Origin of the sequence: Streptomyces sp. NPDC048659 (assembly GCF_040650575.1) — a bacterium.
Lineage (GTDB): Bacteria > Actinomycetota > Actinomycetes > Streptomycetales > Streptomycetaceae > Streptomyces.
Map to the genome: position 1 here is coordinate 33,151 of NZ_JBEZHM010000049.1, position 14,446 is coordinate 47,596.

The 14,446-nt window shown below is 70.5% G+C and carries 13 protein-coding genes and 1 pseudogene; 1 reads left to right on the top strand and 13 read right to left on the bottom strand.

The window, feature by feature from the left end; translation table 11 throughout:
* The first annotated feature begins 214 nt into the window (after positions 1–214).
* Entirely contained in the window at positions 215–748 is a 534-nt protein-coding gene (locus AB0C99_RS29920) for a hypothetical protein (RefSeq protein WP_362481591.1), read from the top strand.
* 359 nt (positions 749–1,107) lie between these two features.
* On the opposite strand, the pseudogene AB0C99_RS29925 reads toward AB0C99_RS29920, so the two are convergent.
* From AB0C99_RS29925 to AB0C99_RS29985, 13 genes and pseudogenes are all read right to left on the bottom strand, one after another.
* Positions 1,108–2,540, bottom strand: a pseudogene (locus AB0C99_RS29925) (transposase).
* A 146-nt stretch (positions 2,541–2,686) separates the two neighbouring features.
* Positions 2,687–3,451: a hypothetical protein gene (locus AB0C99_RS29930; RefSeq protein WP_362481594.1), complete on the bottom strand. Its 765-nt coding sequence runs from the start codon at positions 3,449–3,451 to the stop codon at positions 2,687–2,689.
* A 58-nt stretch (positions 3,452–3,509) separates the two neighbouring features.
* Entirely contained in the window at positions 3,510–4,625 is a 1,116-nt protein-coding gene (locus tag AB0C99_RS29935; RefSeq protein ID WP_351394281.1) for a hypothetical protein, read from the bottom strand.
* A 273-nt stretch (positions 4,626–4,898) separates the two neighbouring features.
* Positions 4,899–5,675, bottom strand: a complete 777-nt coding sequence (locus tag AB0C99_RS29940) for a hypothetical protein (RefSeq protein ID WP_362481598.1) — start codon at positions 5,673–5,675, stop codon at positions 4,899–4,901.
* The gene (locus tag AB0C99_RS29945; RefSeq protein WP_350572252.1) at positions 5,672–6,067 is read right to left on the bottom strand and encodes a hypothetical protein; all 396 of its coding nucleotides are present in this window, start codon (positions 6,065–6,067) and stop codon (positions 5,672–5,674) included. Before AB0C99_RS29945 ends, AB0C99_RS29940 begins: the two co-directional genes overlap by 4 nt.
* Entirely contained in the window at positions 6,057–6,323 is a 267-nt protein-coding gene (locus AB0C99_RS29950; protein WP_362481601.1) for a hypothetical protein, read from the bottom strand. The genes AB0C99_RS29945 and AB0C99_RS29950 overlap by 11 nt, the downstream gene beginning before the upstream one ends.
* 210 nt (positions 6,324–6,533) lie before the next feature.
* On the bottom strand, positions 6,534–7,034 hold the full coding sequence (locus AB0C99_RS29955; protein ID WP_362481603.1) for a hypothetical protein: 501 nt from the start codon (positions 7,032–7,034) through the stop codon (positions 6,534–6,536).
* 326 nt (positions 7,035–7,360) lie between these two features.
* Positions 7,361–7,783 carry a hypothetical protein gene (locus tag AB0C99_RS29960; RefSeq protein WP_362481606.1) on the bottom strand — a complete coding sequence of 141 codons (423 nt, stop codon included), beginning with the start codon at positions 7,781–7,783 and terminating at the stop codon, positions 7,361–7,363.
* Positions 7,780–8,346, bottom strand: a complete 567-nt coding sequence (locus AB0C99_RS29965; RefSeq protein ID WP_362481609.1) for a helix-turn-helix transcriptional regulator — start codon at positions 8,344–8,346, stop codon at positions 7,780–7,782. The genes AB0C99_RS29960 and AB0C99_RS29965 overlap by 4 nt, the downstream gene beginning before the upstream one ends.
* A 122-nt stretch (positions 8,347–8,468) precedes the next feature.
* On the bottom strand, positions 8,469–8,933 hold the full coding sequence (locus AB0C99_RS29970; RefSeq protein ID WP_350572473.1) for a hypothetical protein: 465 nt from the start codon (positions 8,931–8,933) through the stop codon (positions 8,469–8,471).
* Positions 8,934–8,970: 37 nt separating this feature from the next.
* Entirely contained in the window at positions 8,971–11,226 is a 2,256-nt protein-coding gene (locus AB0C99_RS29975; RefSeq protein ID WP_362481612.1) for a hypothetical protein, read from the bottom strand.
* Positions 11,226–13,937, bottom strand: coding sequence for a hypothetical protein (locus AB0C99_RS29980; RefSeq protein ID WP_362481615.1), 2,712 nt, complete (start codon positions 13,935–13,937; stop codon positions 11,226–11,228). Before AB0C99_RS29980 ends, AB0C99_RS29975 begins: the two co-directional genes overlap by 1 nt.
* The gene (locus AB0C99_RS29985) at positions 13,937–14,332 is read right to left on the bottom strand and encodes a hypothetical protein (RefSeq protein ID WP_362481618.1); all 396 of its coding nucleotides are present in this window, start codon (positions 14,330–14,332) and stop codon (positions 13,937–13,939) included. Before AB0C99_RS29985 ends, AB0C99_RS29980 begins: the two co-directional genes overlap by 1 nt.
* Between the last annotated feature and the right edge of the window lie 114 nt (positions 14,333–14,446).

A 14,446-nucleotide genomic window follows, 5' to 3' on the forward strand; every position in this document is an offset into this window, starting at 1 on the left:
GCGGAGTCCGACTCGGAGAGCCCCGTTCCGTCCTCGTCCCGCTGCTCGGCCGTGCCATGTCGGGCGGGCCGCCGGAGCCCGCATCGCACGGGAGGGAAGCGGGCGCCGGCCACTTCGACTTCCACTGCCAGCATCCGGCTCTACCCGCGCGTACGGGTGTGCGGGTACGGGGGAAGACCGTGACCTTGCGGTGGGGTGGGCGGTTGAGCAGGGCATGAAGACACGCACCCTGCTGGGGGCCGCGGCCCTCGCGGTCCTGCCCGCCCTGTTGCTGGCCCCTTGCGCCCACGCGGAGCAGGACGGCCCCATCGGGCTGGCCCTCCCTGGTTCCTCGGCCGGAGCCGAGGACGGCGACGACGGGCAGAGCATCGACAGCCAGGACCAGGAGGGCGCCTTCGGTTCCGGTGTCTTCGGCAACGGGCTGCTCGGCGGTGCCAAGAAGCCGGGTCTCGGTCACGCCCGCCCGCTGCTGGGCGACAACTCCACCACGTTCGAGGTCGTCCAGCAGTCGCAGAACGTCCTGAACGCGGTGAACCACGCGAGCATCAAGGACTCGCTCCACACTTCCATCGGGAAGCAGCCGACCACGGTGTTCGGGGCGGTCACCAACGCCGTGGGTGCCCACCAGGGCATCGGACACGGCCTGCTCGGCAAGCCCAGCATGGGCTTCTCCCACCTCCTGGGCCCCGAGCCGCTGGACGGTGACTCCTCGGAGCCGCTGGAGGAGTCCGAGCAGGCGTTCAACTAGCTCTTCACCCTGCACCCCGACCTGATGGCGCAGGCCGCCGTCAGCCAGGTGTCCAGCGTCGGCTCCGGCGTCTACTCCAGGATTCCGGACGTCGCGATCATCAAGGAGGCAGTGACCGGGGCGAAGCCGCGGGAGGCCAAGGAGGAGGGGCCGGGGCGGGGGTGGCACTCGACGAGTCCGAGGAGCCTCTGTCGCACTGACGGCCCTTCCCGGTCAGCCGCCCGGTAGAGGTCGGGGCCGCTGGCCGGGGCATCCGCTCGCGCCCGGGCAGTCGGAGGCGGAGCTTCGGAAACCCGGTCTCCTGGGTGTTGCCCAGGGACCTGCACGGAGGCCGGCGGCTTGCCCGGCCCTGGTACCCCTCACGAGCAGAGGGCCGTCAGAGGTGAGGTGCGGGTGCGGGACCGGGGTGTACCGGCTGTCCATGCGTAGAGCCGGGTGAGGTTGAGGGCGGTCGCGGTGAGCTGGTGCTGCAGGCGGGTCTTGGCGAGTCCGCGGTAGCGGGCGCGGCGCAGGCCGGCGGTGCGGACGGCTTGGGAGATGGTGCCCTCGATGCCGTTGCGGGCCGCGTAGCGGGCCTGCCAGGTGTCGCTGCCCTGGTCGGCACGGGCTTGGCGGATCGCCTCGTGTTCGGCGCGGGGGCGCAGGGTGAGTTCGCGCCGTTGTCGGCCCGGATGGGGCCGGTGAGGGTGATGCCGTGCTCGCGGGCGGCGGTGACGAGCCGGGCGCTGTCGATGTAGCCGGCGTCCAGGAGGTGCTCGCCGGGCAGCAGACCCTTGGAGGCGAGGGCGTCGTGGATTCGGTCGGTGGCCCGGTTGTCCTGCACGGTGGCGTCGCTGGTGAGCACGTTGGTGATCAGGTTCGGGGTGGCGGGGTCGCAGGTCTCGGTGAGGTGGACCTTGAAGCCGTCCCACGTGACGTCGCGCTTCACGCTCGCGCGGGCGTCCGTGTCGTAGGGGCTGACCAGGCGTATCGCTCCGGGCGGGCAGTCGGCGCGCTCGCGCCAGCGCACCCGGCCCTCCGCGTCGACAACGAACTGCTGGACCCAGGCGCGGCGCAGGACCTCCACCGCCGGGACCTCCCGCAGCCCCACCGGCACCCCCGCGGCGTGGAGGCCGGTGAGCAGGAGGGTGCCGTCGCGGCCGGCCTGCTCGGCCAGTTCACACCGCTTGGCCTGGCCCGACGGCAGCCGGTACTCCTCCGGGCGGCCGGTGTAGCGGGTGAGGGTGTCGGGGTCGGTGTTGGCGGCCAGCCAGTGCGGCGCGGTGGCGGCCAGGGAGTTGAGGGCCGCGCGCAGGGTCTCGATGACGAACTCCAGCCGGTTCAGCGAGCGGACCGCGGCCAGGACGTGGGTGGAGTCGCTGCGGGCCCGCCCCGGCGCCCGCAGCAGACCGACGCTCTTGGCCACCTCCAGGATCCGGTCGAAGAGGCGCTGGCCGGCGTCGGCGTCGACCAGGCGGGCACGGAACTCGCTGAGGACCGAGTAGTGGAAGCCGGGGTCGGTCAGCTCCAGGCCGAGGGCGTACTTCCAGTCGATCCGGCCGCGCACCGCCAGCGCCGCCTGCCGGTCCGGCAGCCCTTCCGCGAACTGGAGGACCGAGACCAGCGCGAGCCGGCCCGGCGACCACGCGGGCCGGCCCCGTGCCGGGAACAGGTCCGCGAACTCCTCGTCGTGGAACAGCACTCCCAGCTCGTCCCGCAGACGGATCGTCAGGCTCCCCTTCGGGAAGGCCGCCCGGGCCACCCGGGCGGTCTCCTCCGGCACACCGCAGTCATCCAGCACGCGCATCGACATCGAACCCCACCCCAAACGACAACGTCGGCCCCCAAGACCACAACCAGGTCTCGGGGGCCGACGACACGCAGGCTCCGAATTCGCCAACAGCATCGGATTCTTCCCTGGGGGCCACACCCCGTTTCTGTGCCCCGCCGTCCAGCCGGTCAGCTCCTCTTCTTCCGGTTCGGGCGCCGCGTCCGGCCGGCACGCACCCGTCCCTGCCCCCTGCGGGAGTACACGTGCCTGGTGATCGTCTCCAGGTACCACATGTCCTCGAACACCTCAGGCCGCTTCCGGTCCCCCGGCGTCCGGTCCGGTGGCTCCAGGTGGCCCTGCCGCTTGTAGTTCTGCGCCGTCGCCCGGGGCAGCGGCTCGCCCCGGGTCGCGTTGCCAAGGATCATCCCGTAGCCGCTGATGTCGTAGAGGTCCTTCGGGTTGCCCTCCGGAGGCGGGATGACGACCTTGGGGCCCTCGCCCTTGAACTCCGCCCAGACGTGCGACCGGTGCTCTTCGACCCAGGTGTCGACCTCGGGGGAGCGCCAACGGCCGGGTTCCGCCTCGGCGGGAAAGCCCTCGACCTTGGTCCAGGTGTCCACGGTCGTCTCGGCGACCTTGTACCGCAGCGCCAGGCCGGACTTCCCCAGCAGCTCGTCCCCTACGGAGGCATCCTCCGCCACGGCCGCGCCGGCAGGCTCCGCCTGCGCGGCCGCAGGGGCCACCGCGGAGGCGACGGCCCGGCCGGGCCAGGACTGCGGCCGGCTGACCTTGACCCAGGCGTCCACCTGCTCCGCGTCCCACTCCCCGTCCGCGACGGGAATGGGAAAGTTCAGCAACCTCACCCAGGCGTCGACCGTCCGCTCGCTCTCGCCGTAGGTCTCCCCGATCCCCGCGCGGGTCAGCCGCGCCGCAGAGGGCTTGCTGGTGCTCACTACTTCACCGTCCTGTCGAACTGGGTGCAGACACCGAAGGCCGGAGCGGTGTCTGCCATCAGCGGGCTCCACCGAGCTTGCCGGGGCGGCGGATGAAGGTGTAGGCGGTCGAGCGGTACCACATGGGCTCGTCGACGGCCGGCTCCTGCCCGTCGCCCGGCGTCCGGTCCGCCGGCGCCAGCAGCCCGCCGTACTGGTACGTCCGCATCGACGTCACGGTCGTGGCCTTGCCTCGCCCGCGCACCTTCCCGTCGAGCTTGCCGATCTCCTGCAGGGTCAGCAGGTCGGTGTCCGCGCCCGCCGGCAGCTTCAGGTCATCCCGCAGCGGCCCCGGAGCCTCGGCATCCCGGCGGGGAGCACGCGCTGCTGCTCCCAGGCGCCCCGGGCGGCGGATGAAGGTGTAGGCCGTCGAGCGGTACCACTTGGGCTCCTCGACGGCCGGCTCCTGCCCATCCTCCGGCGTACGGTCCGCCGGCGCCAGCAGCTTCTGCGACAGGTAGTTCTTCAAGGTGCCGACGGTGGTGGCCTTGCCCCGCCCGCGGGCCGCGCCGTCGAGTTCGCCGATCTCCTGCAGGGTGAACAGGTCGGTGTCCGCGCCCGCCGGCAGGTCCAGGTCGAGCAGGTCACCGGTGCCGGCACGCGGCTTCGGTGCCGCCGGCCGCTGACCGTCTTCCTCCTTGCGCACCGTTGCACGGCGGGTGCGCCGCGGCCGGGTGATGTAGGCGTAGGCGGTCTCGCGGAACCACATCGGCTCGGTGACCGTCGGCTGTCCGCCGTCGCCGGGGGTGCGGTCGGCCGGCGCCAGGATCGCCTTGGACGGGGACAGGTAGCTGCGCAGGGTGGCGACCGGAGTGGCGTCCCGCTTCAGGGCCCGGCCCTCGAGCTCACCGATGCGGCGCAGCGTCAAGAGATCACGAGGACCGCCCTTGGGCAGATCGAACGGATCCTTCTTGCCCTGCTGCGACTGCACCCACGTCCCGAAGTGGTGCTCACGCAGCCACGCGTCGACCTCGTCCTCGTCGTAGATCTGCTGTCCACCCTGGCCGGCCGTGAAGAGGACGTCGGGGAAGCCTTCCTCCTGGGACCACTTGAAGGCGGACGTCCGGTCGACGTTGTACCGCTCCGCCATCCTGTCGAAGTTGGTGTGCTTGCGCTCGTAACCTGCGGGAATCATGATCGCTCCATCGGGGCCAGCTGGGCCGGCGGTAGTGCCGGACCGCCCACGGGGGCGACCGGGCTCTGTCTGTGGTCACGGCCGACGGATCCATCCGTCGGCAGCTCTTGTGTGCTGGCCGAGAGCCGCAGGGAGCGACCTCGCCAGCGAGATTACCCAAACTCATAGACTTCCGCAATGTGACGCGGCGGCGTGTCCGCGCGGTGCGGAACGCCGCGAGGGCGGGTCCAGCTGAGTGCTGGACCCGCCCTCGCGCCGGCGTCGGGCATCCGGTCACGATGCCAGGCGGTATGCCTTCTCGGTCGCGCGCTTTTCCTTCTTCGCATCCAGGGCCCGCTGGCGGCTGGAGAAAGTGTCCGCGCCCTGGAGCTTGAGAAGATGCGGAATTCGATTAGCTGGAATTCCGACGAGGGGTGACTCGCTGAGCACCGACAGGAGGTCGGACTCGGTCTGGTCGGAGTATCCGGCGGCGATGAGTGCCTCCACATCGGGAAAGACGTCGGCATGCCTCTCATTCTTGAGGTCGATGAGGTGATCCTCGCGTCCGCCGAGGCTGTAGCACCAAAGGAAATTGTCGGGAGCGTCGCCCTCGACCAGGCGTCGGAACCGGGAAATCTCCTTGGTGTAGCAGTAGAAGCGAACGTTGGGCGCGCCCCTCATAATGCGCATCCATGCCAACAGGTAATCGTCCGAGAAAAAATCTCCGGAATCGTGCAAGCGAATCCACTTCCCGTCGTAGCGGGAGTGCTTCAACTCCTTCGCCATGCGCTCCTCCCACTCCTTCGGGGAATCCCGGCAAAGCAGAAGGTTGCGAATGTGAGCGGCGCGGACGTTCTTGAACCTGTAGGCCCCGACCCGGGCATAGCAGAGATCTGCACAAGCGCCCGCCTGGCTGCACACATTGAAATTCTTGCCATCGGGAAGTTTGATGACGAAAGCCGGTAGGGTCCAGTTGAAAATACCCTCCTTCCGAAGCTGCGAGTTTTGCGTGAGAAGCCTTTTCTCGGCCGGCTTCTTCGTCGTGGTGGTGGATTCCAGCGTGGTGGTCATTTCATCGTCTCGCAGAGGTCGGGGATGGTGGCTCGCTCGCCGGGGCAGAAGGGGTGCGGGGCGGTGCAGGCGTGCACGCCGAGTGCGGTGACCCCTCCCTCGGCGCGGGCCAGGACGGCGAAGCCCTTGGCCAGTGCGGTCCGGGACGAGCCCCGGTGCTTGCCTCCGAACTGGAGGTCGTCGCCGTGGGAGGAGATCTGCGCCAGAGCGTCGGAACGGGCGCGGTCGATCTCGTCGGCGGTCGCGTTCCGCTGCTCCGCGATGAACATCGGGACCATGAACAGCAGCCAGTCGGCCAGGCGTTCGCGGAATCCGTCGTCCGACGGCGCGCCGGTCCGGGCCTCACGGTCGAGGAGTACGAGGCCGAAGGGGCCGTGGGAGTCAGCGGTCATCGCGGGCTCCCGTGTCGGAGCCGTGGACTGACGGGCTGATGTCGAGGATGTCGACGAGCGCGACATCGGTGACCCGGTCCAGCGTGGCGTCGGTGCACGCGGCGGACAGGACGCCCGGCTGGAGATCCTCGACGTAGCGGCGGATCGCTGCGGGGTCGGCGCTCGAACCCTCGGGGAGGCTGAGGGCGACGTCGTAGAGAGCGGTCCGGGCCGCCTTCACATGCACGACGACGGTGGTAGGGGCGGAGGAGTTCACAACTGCTCTCGCTTCTTGAGGAGGCGGGCGACGTCGGCTCGCGGACGCGACGGGGACGGTCGGCGCTCGCGGCCCGGACGGGTTCCGCACCAGATGGAATGCGCCGGCGTAGGGGCGCGGCGCGCCGTTCATGCAGGGTGCCCCCGGCTCGAAGAGCCGAGGGCACCTGGGACGTACTGGGGCACCGGGGACGGCGCCGGGGCGAGCCGGTCAGTCGCCGCGTACCGGGCAGTGGGCACGGTGGACGGGCGAGGAGCGGAACTGAGGGGCCTCGCGCTGCTCCCGGGCCTCCATGAGCAAGTCACCGAAGTCCGCCAGGGAGTCGATCGCGACGGAGGGGACCGGAGACAGGCAGGCGTAGCACGGCGCGATCACGCTGAAGGCGAGCCGGGTGGCCCCCGCCTCGTAGGCGGCGATGAAGAAGTAGCGCCGTCGGCCGTGCGAGAGCTGGACGCGGGCCGCGCGGTAGTGCTGTGCACCGGGGAACAGCGGGTGGTTGGCGTCCTCGTACACGCTCAGCCGGATGCTGTCGTCCAGCCCGAGCCGGTGGCGGAGCAGTGCGGCCACGCCCTCCAGCTCGGAGTCCGCGTCCAGGATCGTGGGCTCCGAGCCGGACGGGATGCCGCTTTCCAGGCCGGTCGCGCGGGCGATGGCGGCCCGGAGAGCCGCGTCCTCTATCGCGTCCAGATCAGGGCTGATGGTTCCGGGCATGGCGTCTCCTCGACGGGGATCACGGAAGGGGGGCGGGGCCCGAACCGGCCGGGAGGGGGTGGCCTGGTCCGGGCCCCGTGGCCCCGCCGCCCGGGGGAGTGGCGGAGGGGCGAGCCGCGCGAGGCGGCTCCTACGGAGTGGTCTTCGGTGTGAGGTGTTCTCCCGCCCTCACGGCAATGACTATACGCACACTCATGGAATTAAGCAACATGCGCCACTGTGGTTTCCGTCGGCCCTCACCGGTGCCGGGTCCACGCGCCAGGGGGTGGGCCGCACTCGGTGGCCTCCGGGGGCTGGAGGCCACCGAGTGCGGGTGGCTGCGCGGGCTAGGCGGCGAGCGAACCGACCCGGTCCAAGATCTCCTGCGCGCAGGCGAACGCTTCCCGCTTGTGCCCGTAGGAGGGGACCCGCAAGTGCATGCATTCGTGGGCGAGCGCGCGGTCGGCGTCCTCCCTCGTCGACACCATGTTCAGGTTCATCACCATGAGCGGCGTCTCCAGACGGGCGCCGGGCTCTCCCCGGTAGACCTGGGCAACGTAATGGGGGTGGAAGGCCAGGCCGGTGGCCTCGGCGTACCAGGCGGTGTCGAAGGTGAGGGCGAACGGCCGCTCCGCCGCCTGGCGGAACAGCTCAGCGCGCCCCCGCAGCCAACGCGTGTCCGCCGGCAGCTGGGCCTCGCGGGGAGGGAGCCGGCTGACCAGGGCCTCGTGCCGGGCGACGGTCAGAGGGTGCCCGCGGTGGTAGGTCATCGGGACTCACCACCCTCGCCGGCCGCCAGGCACTGCGCCAGGTGGAGCAAGTCCTCGGGGGCCATCCCGAAGTGGCCCGCCAGGCCCTCCAGGAGAGCGCCCTCCAGGACGAGGAGGGCCGGCCGAGATGCCTGCACAGCTACCGAGGCGGCGTGGGCGGCCTCCACGACGTCACGTTCCACTCCGAAGAGCACCGCGAGACCCTCGGCTGCCTGCGGGGCCAGCGTCTTCGTGCGTCCCTGTTCGAGCATCGCGTACGTGCTGCGCTTGCGTCCCGCGGCCGCGGCCGCGTCCGGCTGGCTCGCGCCCGAGCGTTCGCGCAGCTCTCGCAGGGTCACGACGGTCGGCCGGCACAGGTCGGCGACCTGGCACTCGAGGGCTTCGGCCAGGCGCGAGAGGGTGCCCGGGCCCGGCAGGCGCTCCTCGGCCTCGTACTGGTTCAGGACCGTCACGGTGACGGCGACCTTGGAGGCCAGCTCGTTCGGGGTCCATCCACGCCGATCGCGGGCCTGCGCCAGGCGCTGGCCGTCGAAGCTCATGACGCCCCGTCGCGTGGTCCGCATGCTGGTACCTCCTCCGTTCCTTCGGTGCCGGCCCGGGGGCCGGCGGAGCGCCGCCGGCGAGCTGCCGGCGGCGGGACCATCATGCCAAGACGTTGCGGGCCGGCCGGTTGCCGTGGCCGCGGTCACGAGAACTGCCCGTGCCACGAGTCGGAGTCCAGGGCGTCGAGCTGCGCTTCTTCCTCGCGGGTGAGCCGGTCGGTGAAGCGGTCCCAGCGCTGCAGCTCGGCCAGGAGGTCGCCTTCGGCCGGCTGCACGATCGCGGTCTCGCCGGACTGCAGGAGCAGAACGACGTCGCCGTTCTCCTCCAGCCGGGCCTGCGTCCAGTTCAGCCCCCGGCGCCGGGTCGCGCTGAGGTTGAACAGGTAGCCGAGTTCCGCGGACTCCGCTCCGCCGACGAGCGGCCGTATCCATATCAACTGCGGGTCGTCCTCGTCGACGCGGTGGTGACGGGCGAGGGCCTGCAGGAACACCTCGGTGCCCTCGTCGTCGAACACCCTCAGCTGCGCGCCGGCGTCGACCGGATCCCCGCTGCTGCTGTGACGGCCGGCGATGAGATCGGCGAGCCGGGTCTGCCAGGTAGTGCTCATGCGGACATTCTCCTTCTGGGCGGGTGGGCCGGTGGCCTCAGTGGTTGCTCTTCACGACGTCCTCGACGGGCTTGCCGCCGAGGTGGGTGATGCCGCGGGCCTTGAACGACTCCAGCAGCGCCGTGCGCTGGTGCGCGTAGTGGCAGACGATGCGGCTGGGGGCCTCCGCGCCCAACAAGTCGATGCCGTCGCGGAACATGATCTCGTTGTTGGACGCGTTGTGCGTGGCGATCTTCAGAGGGTCGCGGGTCAGTCCCGACGCCTTCTTCTTGTCCGGGCTGACCCCGTACTTGTCCCCGTTGTAGGCGTAGTAGTCGGACCGGCGCATCAGGACGGACGGGTCGTCCCAGATCAGCTGGCCGCCGTAGCCCGACGCCGGGGTGTTCGAGACGCGGAGGAAGACGGAGTTCGCCCCGCCCGTGTACTTGTCCTGCTGCTCGGACATGCCGATGCCGCCGCCGATGCCCATGACCGCGCGCTTCTCCGTGGAGGCCAGCACCCCGGTGCCGAACAGGGCGACCATGTCGCCGCTGCCGATGCTGTGCGTCAGCGACCGGCCTTTGTACGCCTCCTTGATCTGTGCCGTCTTGCCCGTGACGTCGAACCGCGACCACGTCAGCCAGCCGCCGGACGTCGCCGGCGTGGGGTCGTACCCGGCGCTGGCCGCCAGCGCGTCCCCGCTGTCGAAGCCGGTCGCCTTGGCGACGGCCTCCCGGAGCACCTTCACCTTCTTCGGCAGGACCTTCTGCGCGGCTTCCAGCTGTATGCGCTTGACCTGGTAGTGGAGCTCGTCCTCCCCCAGCCCGATCAACGACTCGGCGCGCTGGTGCACGATCTCCTGGACCTGCAGGTCCTCCAGCCCCTTGGCCTCCTCGAAGGCCGCCTTCATCCCGGGAGCGTTCGCCAGGTTCTGCGCGGTCACGTTGTTGGACAGGTAGGTCCATTCGCCCTCGGCGGCCGTCATCGGGGCGTTGACCAGGTGCAGCTGCTCCAGCCGGTCGACGAGCTGCTTGCCGTGTCCGGCGCCGACGGGCGCATGTACCTCGAGCTGGCCGCGCATCGAGAACTCGGTGCTGTGCGGGTCGTTGGCGGCGTACGGCCGGTAGACCGCGCTCCAACCGTCGCCCAGGTCGATCGCGTACTCCTTGCCGTTCGCCTTGCTGCGGCTCTTGCCGTCCCAGGACGTCTCGCCGCTCTGCTCGTCGAGCGAGGCCTTGATGCGGCTGGCGTCGCGCAGCTGCGCGGTGAGCATCCCCGGTTCCGGCTCGTCCGCCGGGGCCGGTATCTGCTTGGTCACCATCTTGGTGACCGGCACGCCGTGCGGGTCGAAGTGCGCCATCGGCGCACCGCCGTTCTGGATCTTCTCGCCGACGGTGTTGACCTGGTCCAGGTAGTACTGGGCCATGGCCTTCTCGTCGTCCGTCAGGTTCGGCGAGGCAAGGACCGCGTTCACCGCGTCGAGGGCCTTCTGGTGCTTCTGGATCGAAGCCTCGGACATCGGGCCGCCGCCCTTGAGCTTGTGCTGCACCGAGGTCGTCGCCGCGGTCACCAGCTCGGCGAGCTGCGCCTTCTTGTCCAGCGCCAGACGCTCCTTGGTCTCCTCCTCGACCTGGACGTCGACCATCTTGGTCCCCGACACGCTCAGCGCGTCGAGCAGCTTGCCCTCGGCCGCCTCACTGACGTGCGCGAGCAGCACCTCGCGGGGACCCTCGGGGGAGAGGTAGGAGACCAGCGCCGCCTGCGAGTTGAGGAAGTCCTCTCCGCCGACCAGGATCGGCGTGCCGAGGGCTGCGCCGGCCACCGGAGCGTCCGGAACGGGCGTCAGCGGCGGATCGGCGTCCTCCGGCTCCTCCTCCGGCTCGTCCTCGGGTTCCTCCTCGAACGCGGGTCCGGCTCCGGCTGCGCCTTCGACGTCCTCCTCGGCGGCGGGAGCGGAGGCGGCGCCCTCCTCCTCGGCCGGCTCGTGCGCGGCCTCGTGCCCGCTGGCCTCGTCCACGGGGCCGTCCGCGGCCTCCCCGTGTTCCTCTTCCGGATCTGCGAGCGGCGCCATCTCACCGCCCGCCTGCCCACCGAGCACCGGCTCACCGTCGGTGGTCCACACACCGCCCTGCTCGGCGAGCGGCACCTCGTTGGGGAAGTCGGGCATCAGCATCGACGCCAGCAGCGCCGGGTCGATCTCGCTCACCGGCTCGGGGCCGGCAGCCGCCAGGTTCGGCGGCGCCGGGGGCGCCTCGGTCGAAACCGTCGGGGAGACCGCGTAGGACTCATGGCTGCTCTTCGAGTTGGTGCCCATCACTCAGCTCCGTGCTTCAGCGACGCCGCCTGCGGCATCTTCAGGTCCTTGACGAAGAACTCCGCGAACGCCTTGCGGAGGTTCTGCTTGCGCTCGACGGCGTGGTCGAGGAACGCCTCGGCGATCTGCTCGGTGCTGACCTTCGCGGCCGCGATGCCGTGCTTCTTGGCGGCCTGCTTGCGCATCGCGGGCACCCAGTGCACGCCGCTGCCGGCCTTCGCGCCCTCGTACGCGGTGGAGTGCAACATGGAGCGCCACTGGCTGTCCGGGATCGCCTCGAAGCTCTTGATCACCGGCTGCACAACGGCGTGATTCACCTTGACGCCGTCGGCCAGGCCGCCGCTGAGCGCCGCGGAGTAGAGCTTCTGGTGGACCGGGTCGTACGACCCACCGCCGGAGGGGGCGTAGCCGAGGGAGAGCTTGTCGCTGCCCCAGTGCTTGAACGCTTGCCCTCGGTCGATCTGCACCAGGCCGCCCGACGCGGTCCGCAGCACGTTGGCCTGGTGGCCGTCGTGGTCACCGACGATCCAGGAGCCGACGTGGGAGCGCACGATCGCGTCGACGTCCGACTGCGACCACTTGCTCGGGTCGGAGGCGAAGTGACTGGCGCCCTTGAGCATCGGCTGGACACTGCCGACCTTGCCTCCCACTTTCTTGACGTACACCGGGACCGCCGGGACGCCGCCCAGCGAGAGCGCGTGGGAGGCGGCCGCCTCCGAGTGGGCGATCACCCCGCCGTTGTGGTCCGCCTTGAACAGCCAACTGGAGCCATCCGGCGCGGAGTGGAGCGTCTTGCTGTAGGTGCCGCCCAGGTTGGCGGGCGTCCCGGCACCGAAGTCCCACGAGCCGACGACGTCCGAGTCGATCCGGGCCGGCACATCCTGAGCGGTGGCCTTGACCTGCTGGAGGCCGGCGATCAGCGCCTGGACCTTGCCGTTGAACGATCCCGGAGCGGCCGGCTTCTTCGGGGCCTTCGGGATCGGCTTCGTCGGTCCCGCGGCGGCGGCCTGGGCCAGCTTCTGCGCCTGCACGGGGCTGGCGCCCATCTTGATCGCGGCCTCGACCTTGCTCTCCTGGGTCAGCCCGCCGACGCCAGCACCTCCCGCGGGCGGTGCGGGCGCAGTGCCCGTACTGCTCGCGAGCTTGGACTTGAGGGCGTTGACCGCCTCGTCGGAGGCGAGCGGGGACGCGGCCTTGGCAGCTGCGGACGCCTGCTTCTTGGCCGCCGCCGCCTGGACCTTGGCGTTGATCGCGTCCTTGTCCAGCGCGGGGTTGAAGCTGGCGGCGATGTAGCCCTGGAGCTGGGCACGGTTGGCCTTGCCCGGGTCCGGCATCCCCAGTTCGCCGGCCACCGCGCGCAGATCACCGATCTTCTGGTTCTTCGCCCAGGCGTTGAACTCGGTGGTCAACGCCTTCGGGTCGACCTGGTGGCTGGTGAGGAGCGCGGGGTTGGCGAACCCGATGTCGACGGGAGACTGCAGGGTCTCGTGGATCCACCCCTGCGCCTCCTGCTGCAGCGTGTGCAGCTCGCCGGTGCTCTTCGCCCAGGAGGCGACCTGGGCCGCGGCTTCCGGGTTTCCGGCCAGGTCGGGCAGCGTCAGCTCGGTGTGGATGTCCTGCTTGCCACCCTGATGGACGTCCAGGGCGTTGTCGAGCGCCTTGAGCTGGTCTTTCCGTGCCTGAGCGGTCGCCTTCAGCGCCTCCTTCTCAGCCTCGGGCGTCCCCGTGCGCAGCAGCCCGACGAGCTCGACCGGCTTGAGGTGCTGGGCTTCGGTCAGGGACATCTCCCCCGAAGCCAGAGCCTCCTGGACCAGCGGCATCACGGTCGACTGGTTGATCTTGGCGACCGCAAGGGGGTCGCCGGTCCACACCTGGATCTCGTTCTTCTTCGCCTCCAGGTCGGGGGTGTCCGGTGAGTGCGCGGTCAGGACCTGCTTCTCCGCGTCGAGGAGGTTCTTCAGCTTGTCGCTGTCCAGCACCCCCTTGGCGTAGGCCGCCTCGTGGCTCGCCTGGGTCCACGCGTCCACCGCAGCCTTGAACTGGTCCGGCGTCGCGGCCCACGTTCCGGCCGGCGCGTCGGGGGCGCCGCTGGTGCCCTCGATCTGCTGGAGGTCGGCCAGGGTCATCCCGCCGACCGTCTGTCCAGCCGCGAGCTGCTCGTACCTCTTCTGCGCAGCGGCCTGGATCTTCTGCTTGGACGGGATGTCGTCGTTGTAGTACGGGTCGAGCCAGTGAACGAGAGGGTGCTGGCTCTTCCCGGACAGGCCGACCAGGGCAGGGTGCTCGAACCCCTTGGCGGCGGCGATCTGCTGCAGTTCCTCCGGGTCGAGCGCGGTGAGGTAGGCCAGGGACTGCGCGCGCAGGGCGTCGAGCTGCGCCTTGACCTCCTCCTCGGAGGCGCCCTCCGCCTTCAGCTGCTCGATGGCCTCCCGAGCGGCCTTGATCTGGTCGGCGAAGATGTCGTACCGCTCGACCGGGTCGTCGGGCAGCTCCGGGTAGTTGCCGGTCGCCACGCCGTTGCCGACGGCGAGGGCGTCCAGGTTGTCCATGGCCACCATCAGGTCGGTCGTCGCCTTGACGAGACCGTCGCTCAGCTCAGGCTCCGTCGGCGCGGCGGCCAGGACGACGCCTTCGCCTGCCTCGACGGTCTCCGGGGCGCCGGCCGGCGCGATGGCGTAGGAGGAGTGGGAGCTCTTGGAGTTGGTGCCCATCACGCACCGGTCCGCGGAGGCAGCGCGGGGATGACCTCGCCGAGGAGCTCGTCCAGGAGGAGATCAGCGGCGTGCCGCAGGTCCAAGGCGCCTTCGGGCAGGTCGGCCGCGGCGATCTGGCACGCGCCCGACTCGGCCTCCCACCGGGCGATCCGCTCGAGCGAGACTCCCTCGGCCAGCCGCTCGCGCCAGGGGTTGGCCTCGTCGTAGACCAAGGGCACCCACACGACGTGCTGCGCCGGCTCAGCGTCTTCGCCAGTGTCCAGCGCGAGGACGGCGACGGGATCGACGGGCATCCCCAGGGCAGGGTGCCAGACCATCAGGATCCACAACTTCCAGGTGGTCTCGGTGACGGGTGCAGTGCTCGTCGGCTGTGATGCGGGCGGTGTCGACATGGCGGAAGCCCTCCTTTTTCGGGTTCGACGGATAGAGGTGTCGAACCCGGCCTCCGTGTGACCAAGACAAGGGGGAGAAATCTCCGCCCGCCCCGGGAAACGTGACCGCCCGCC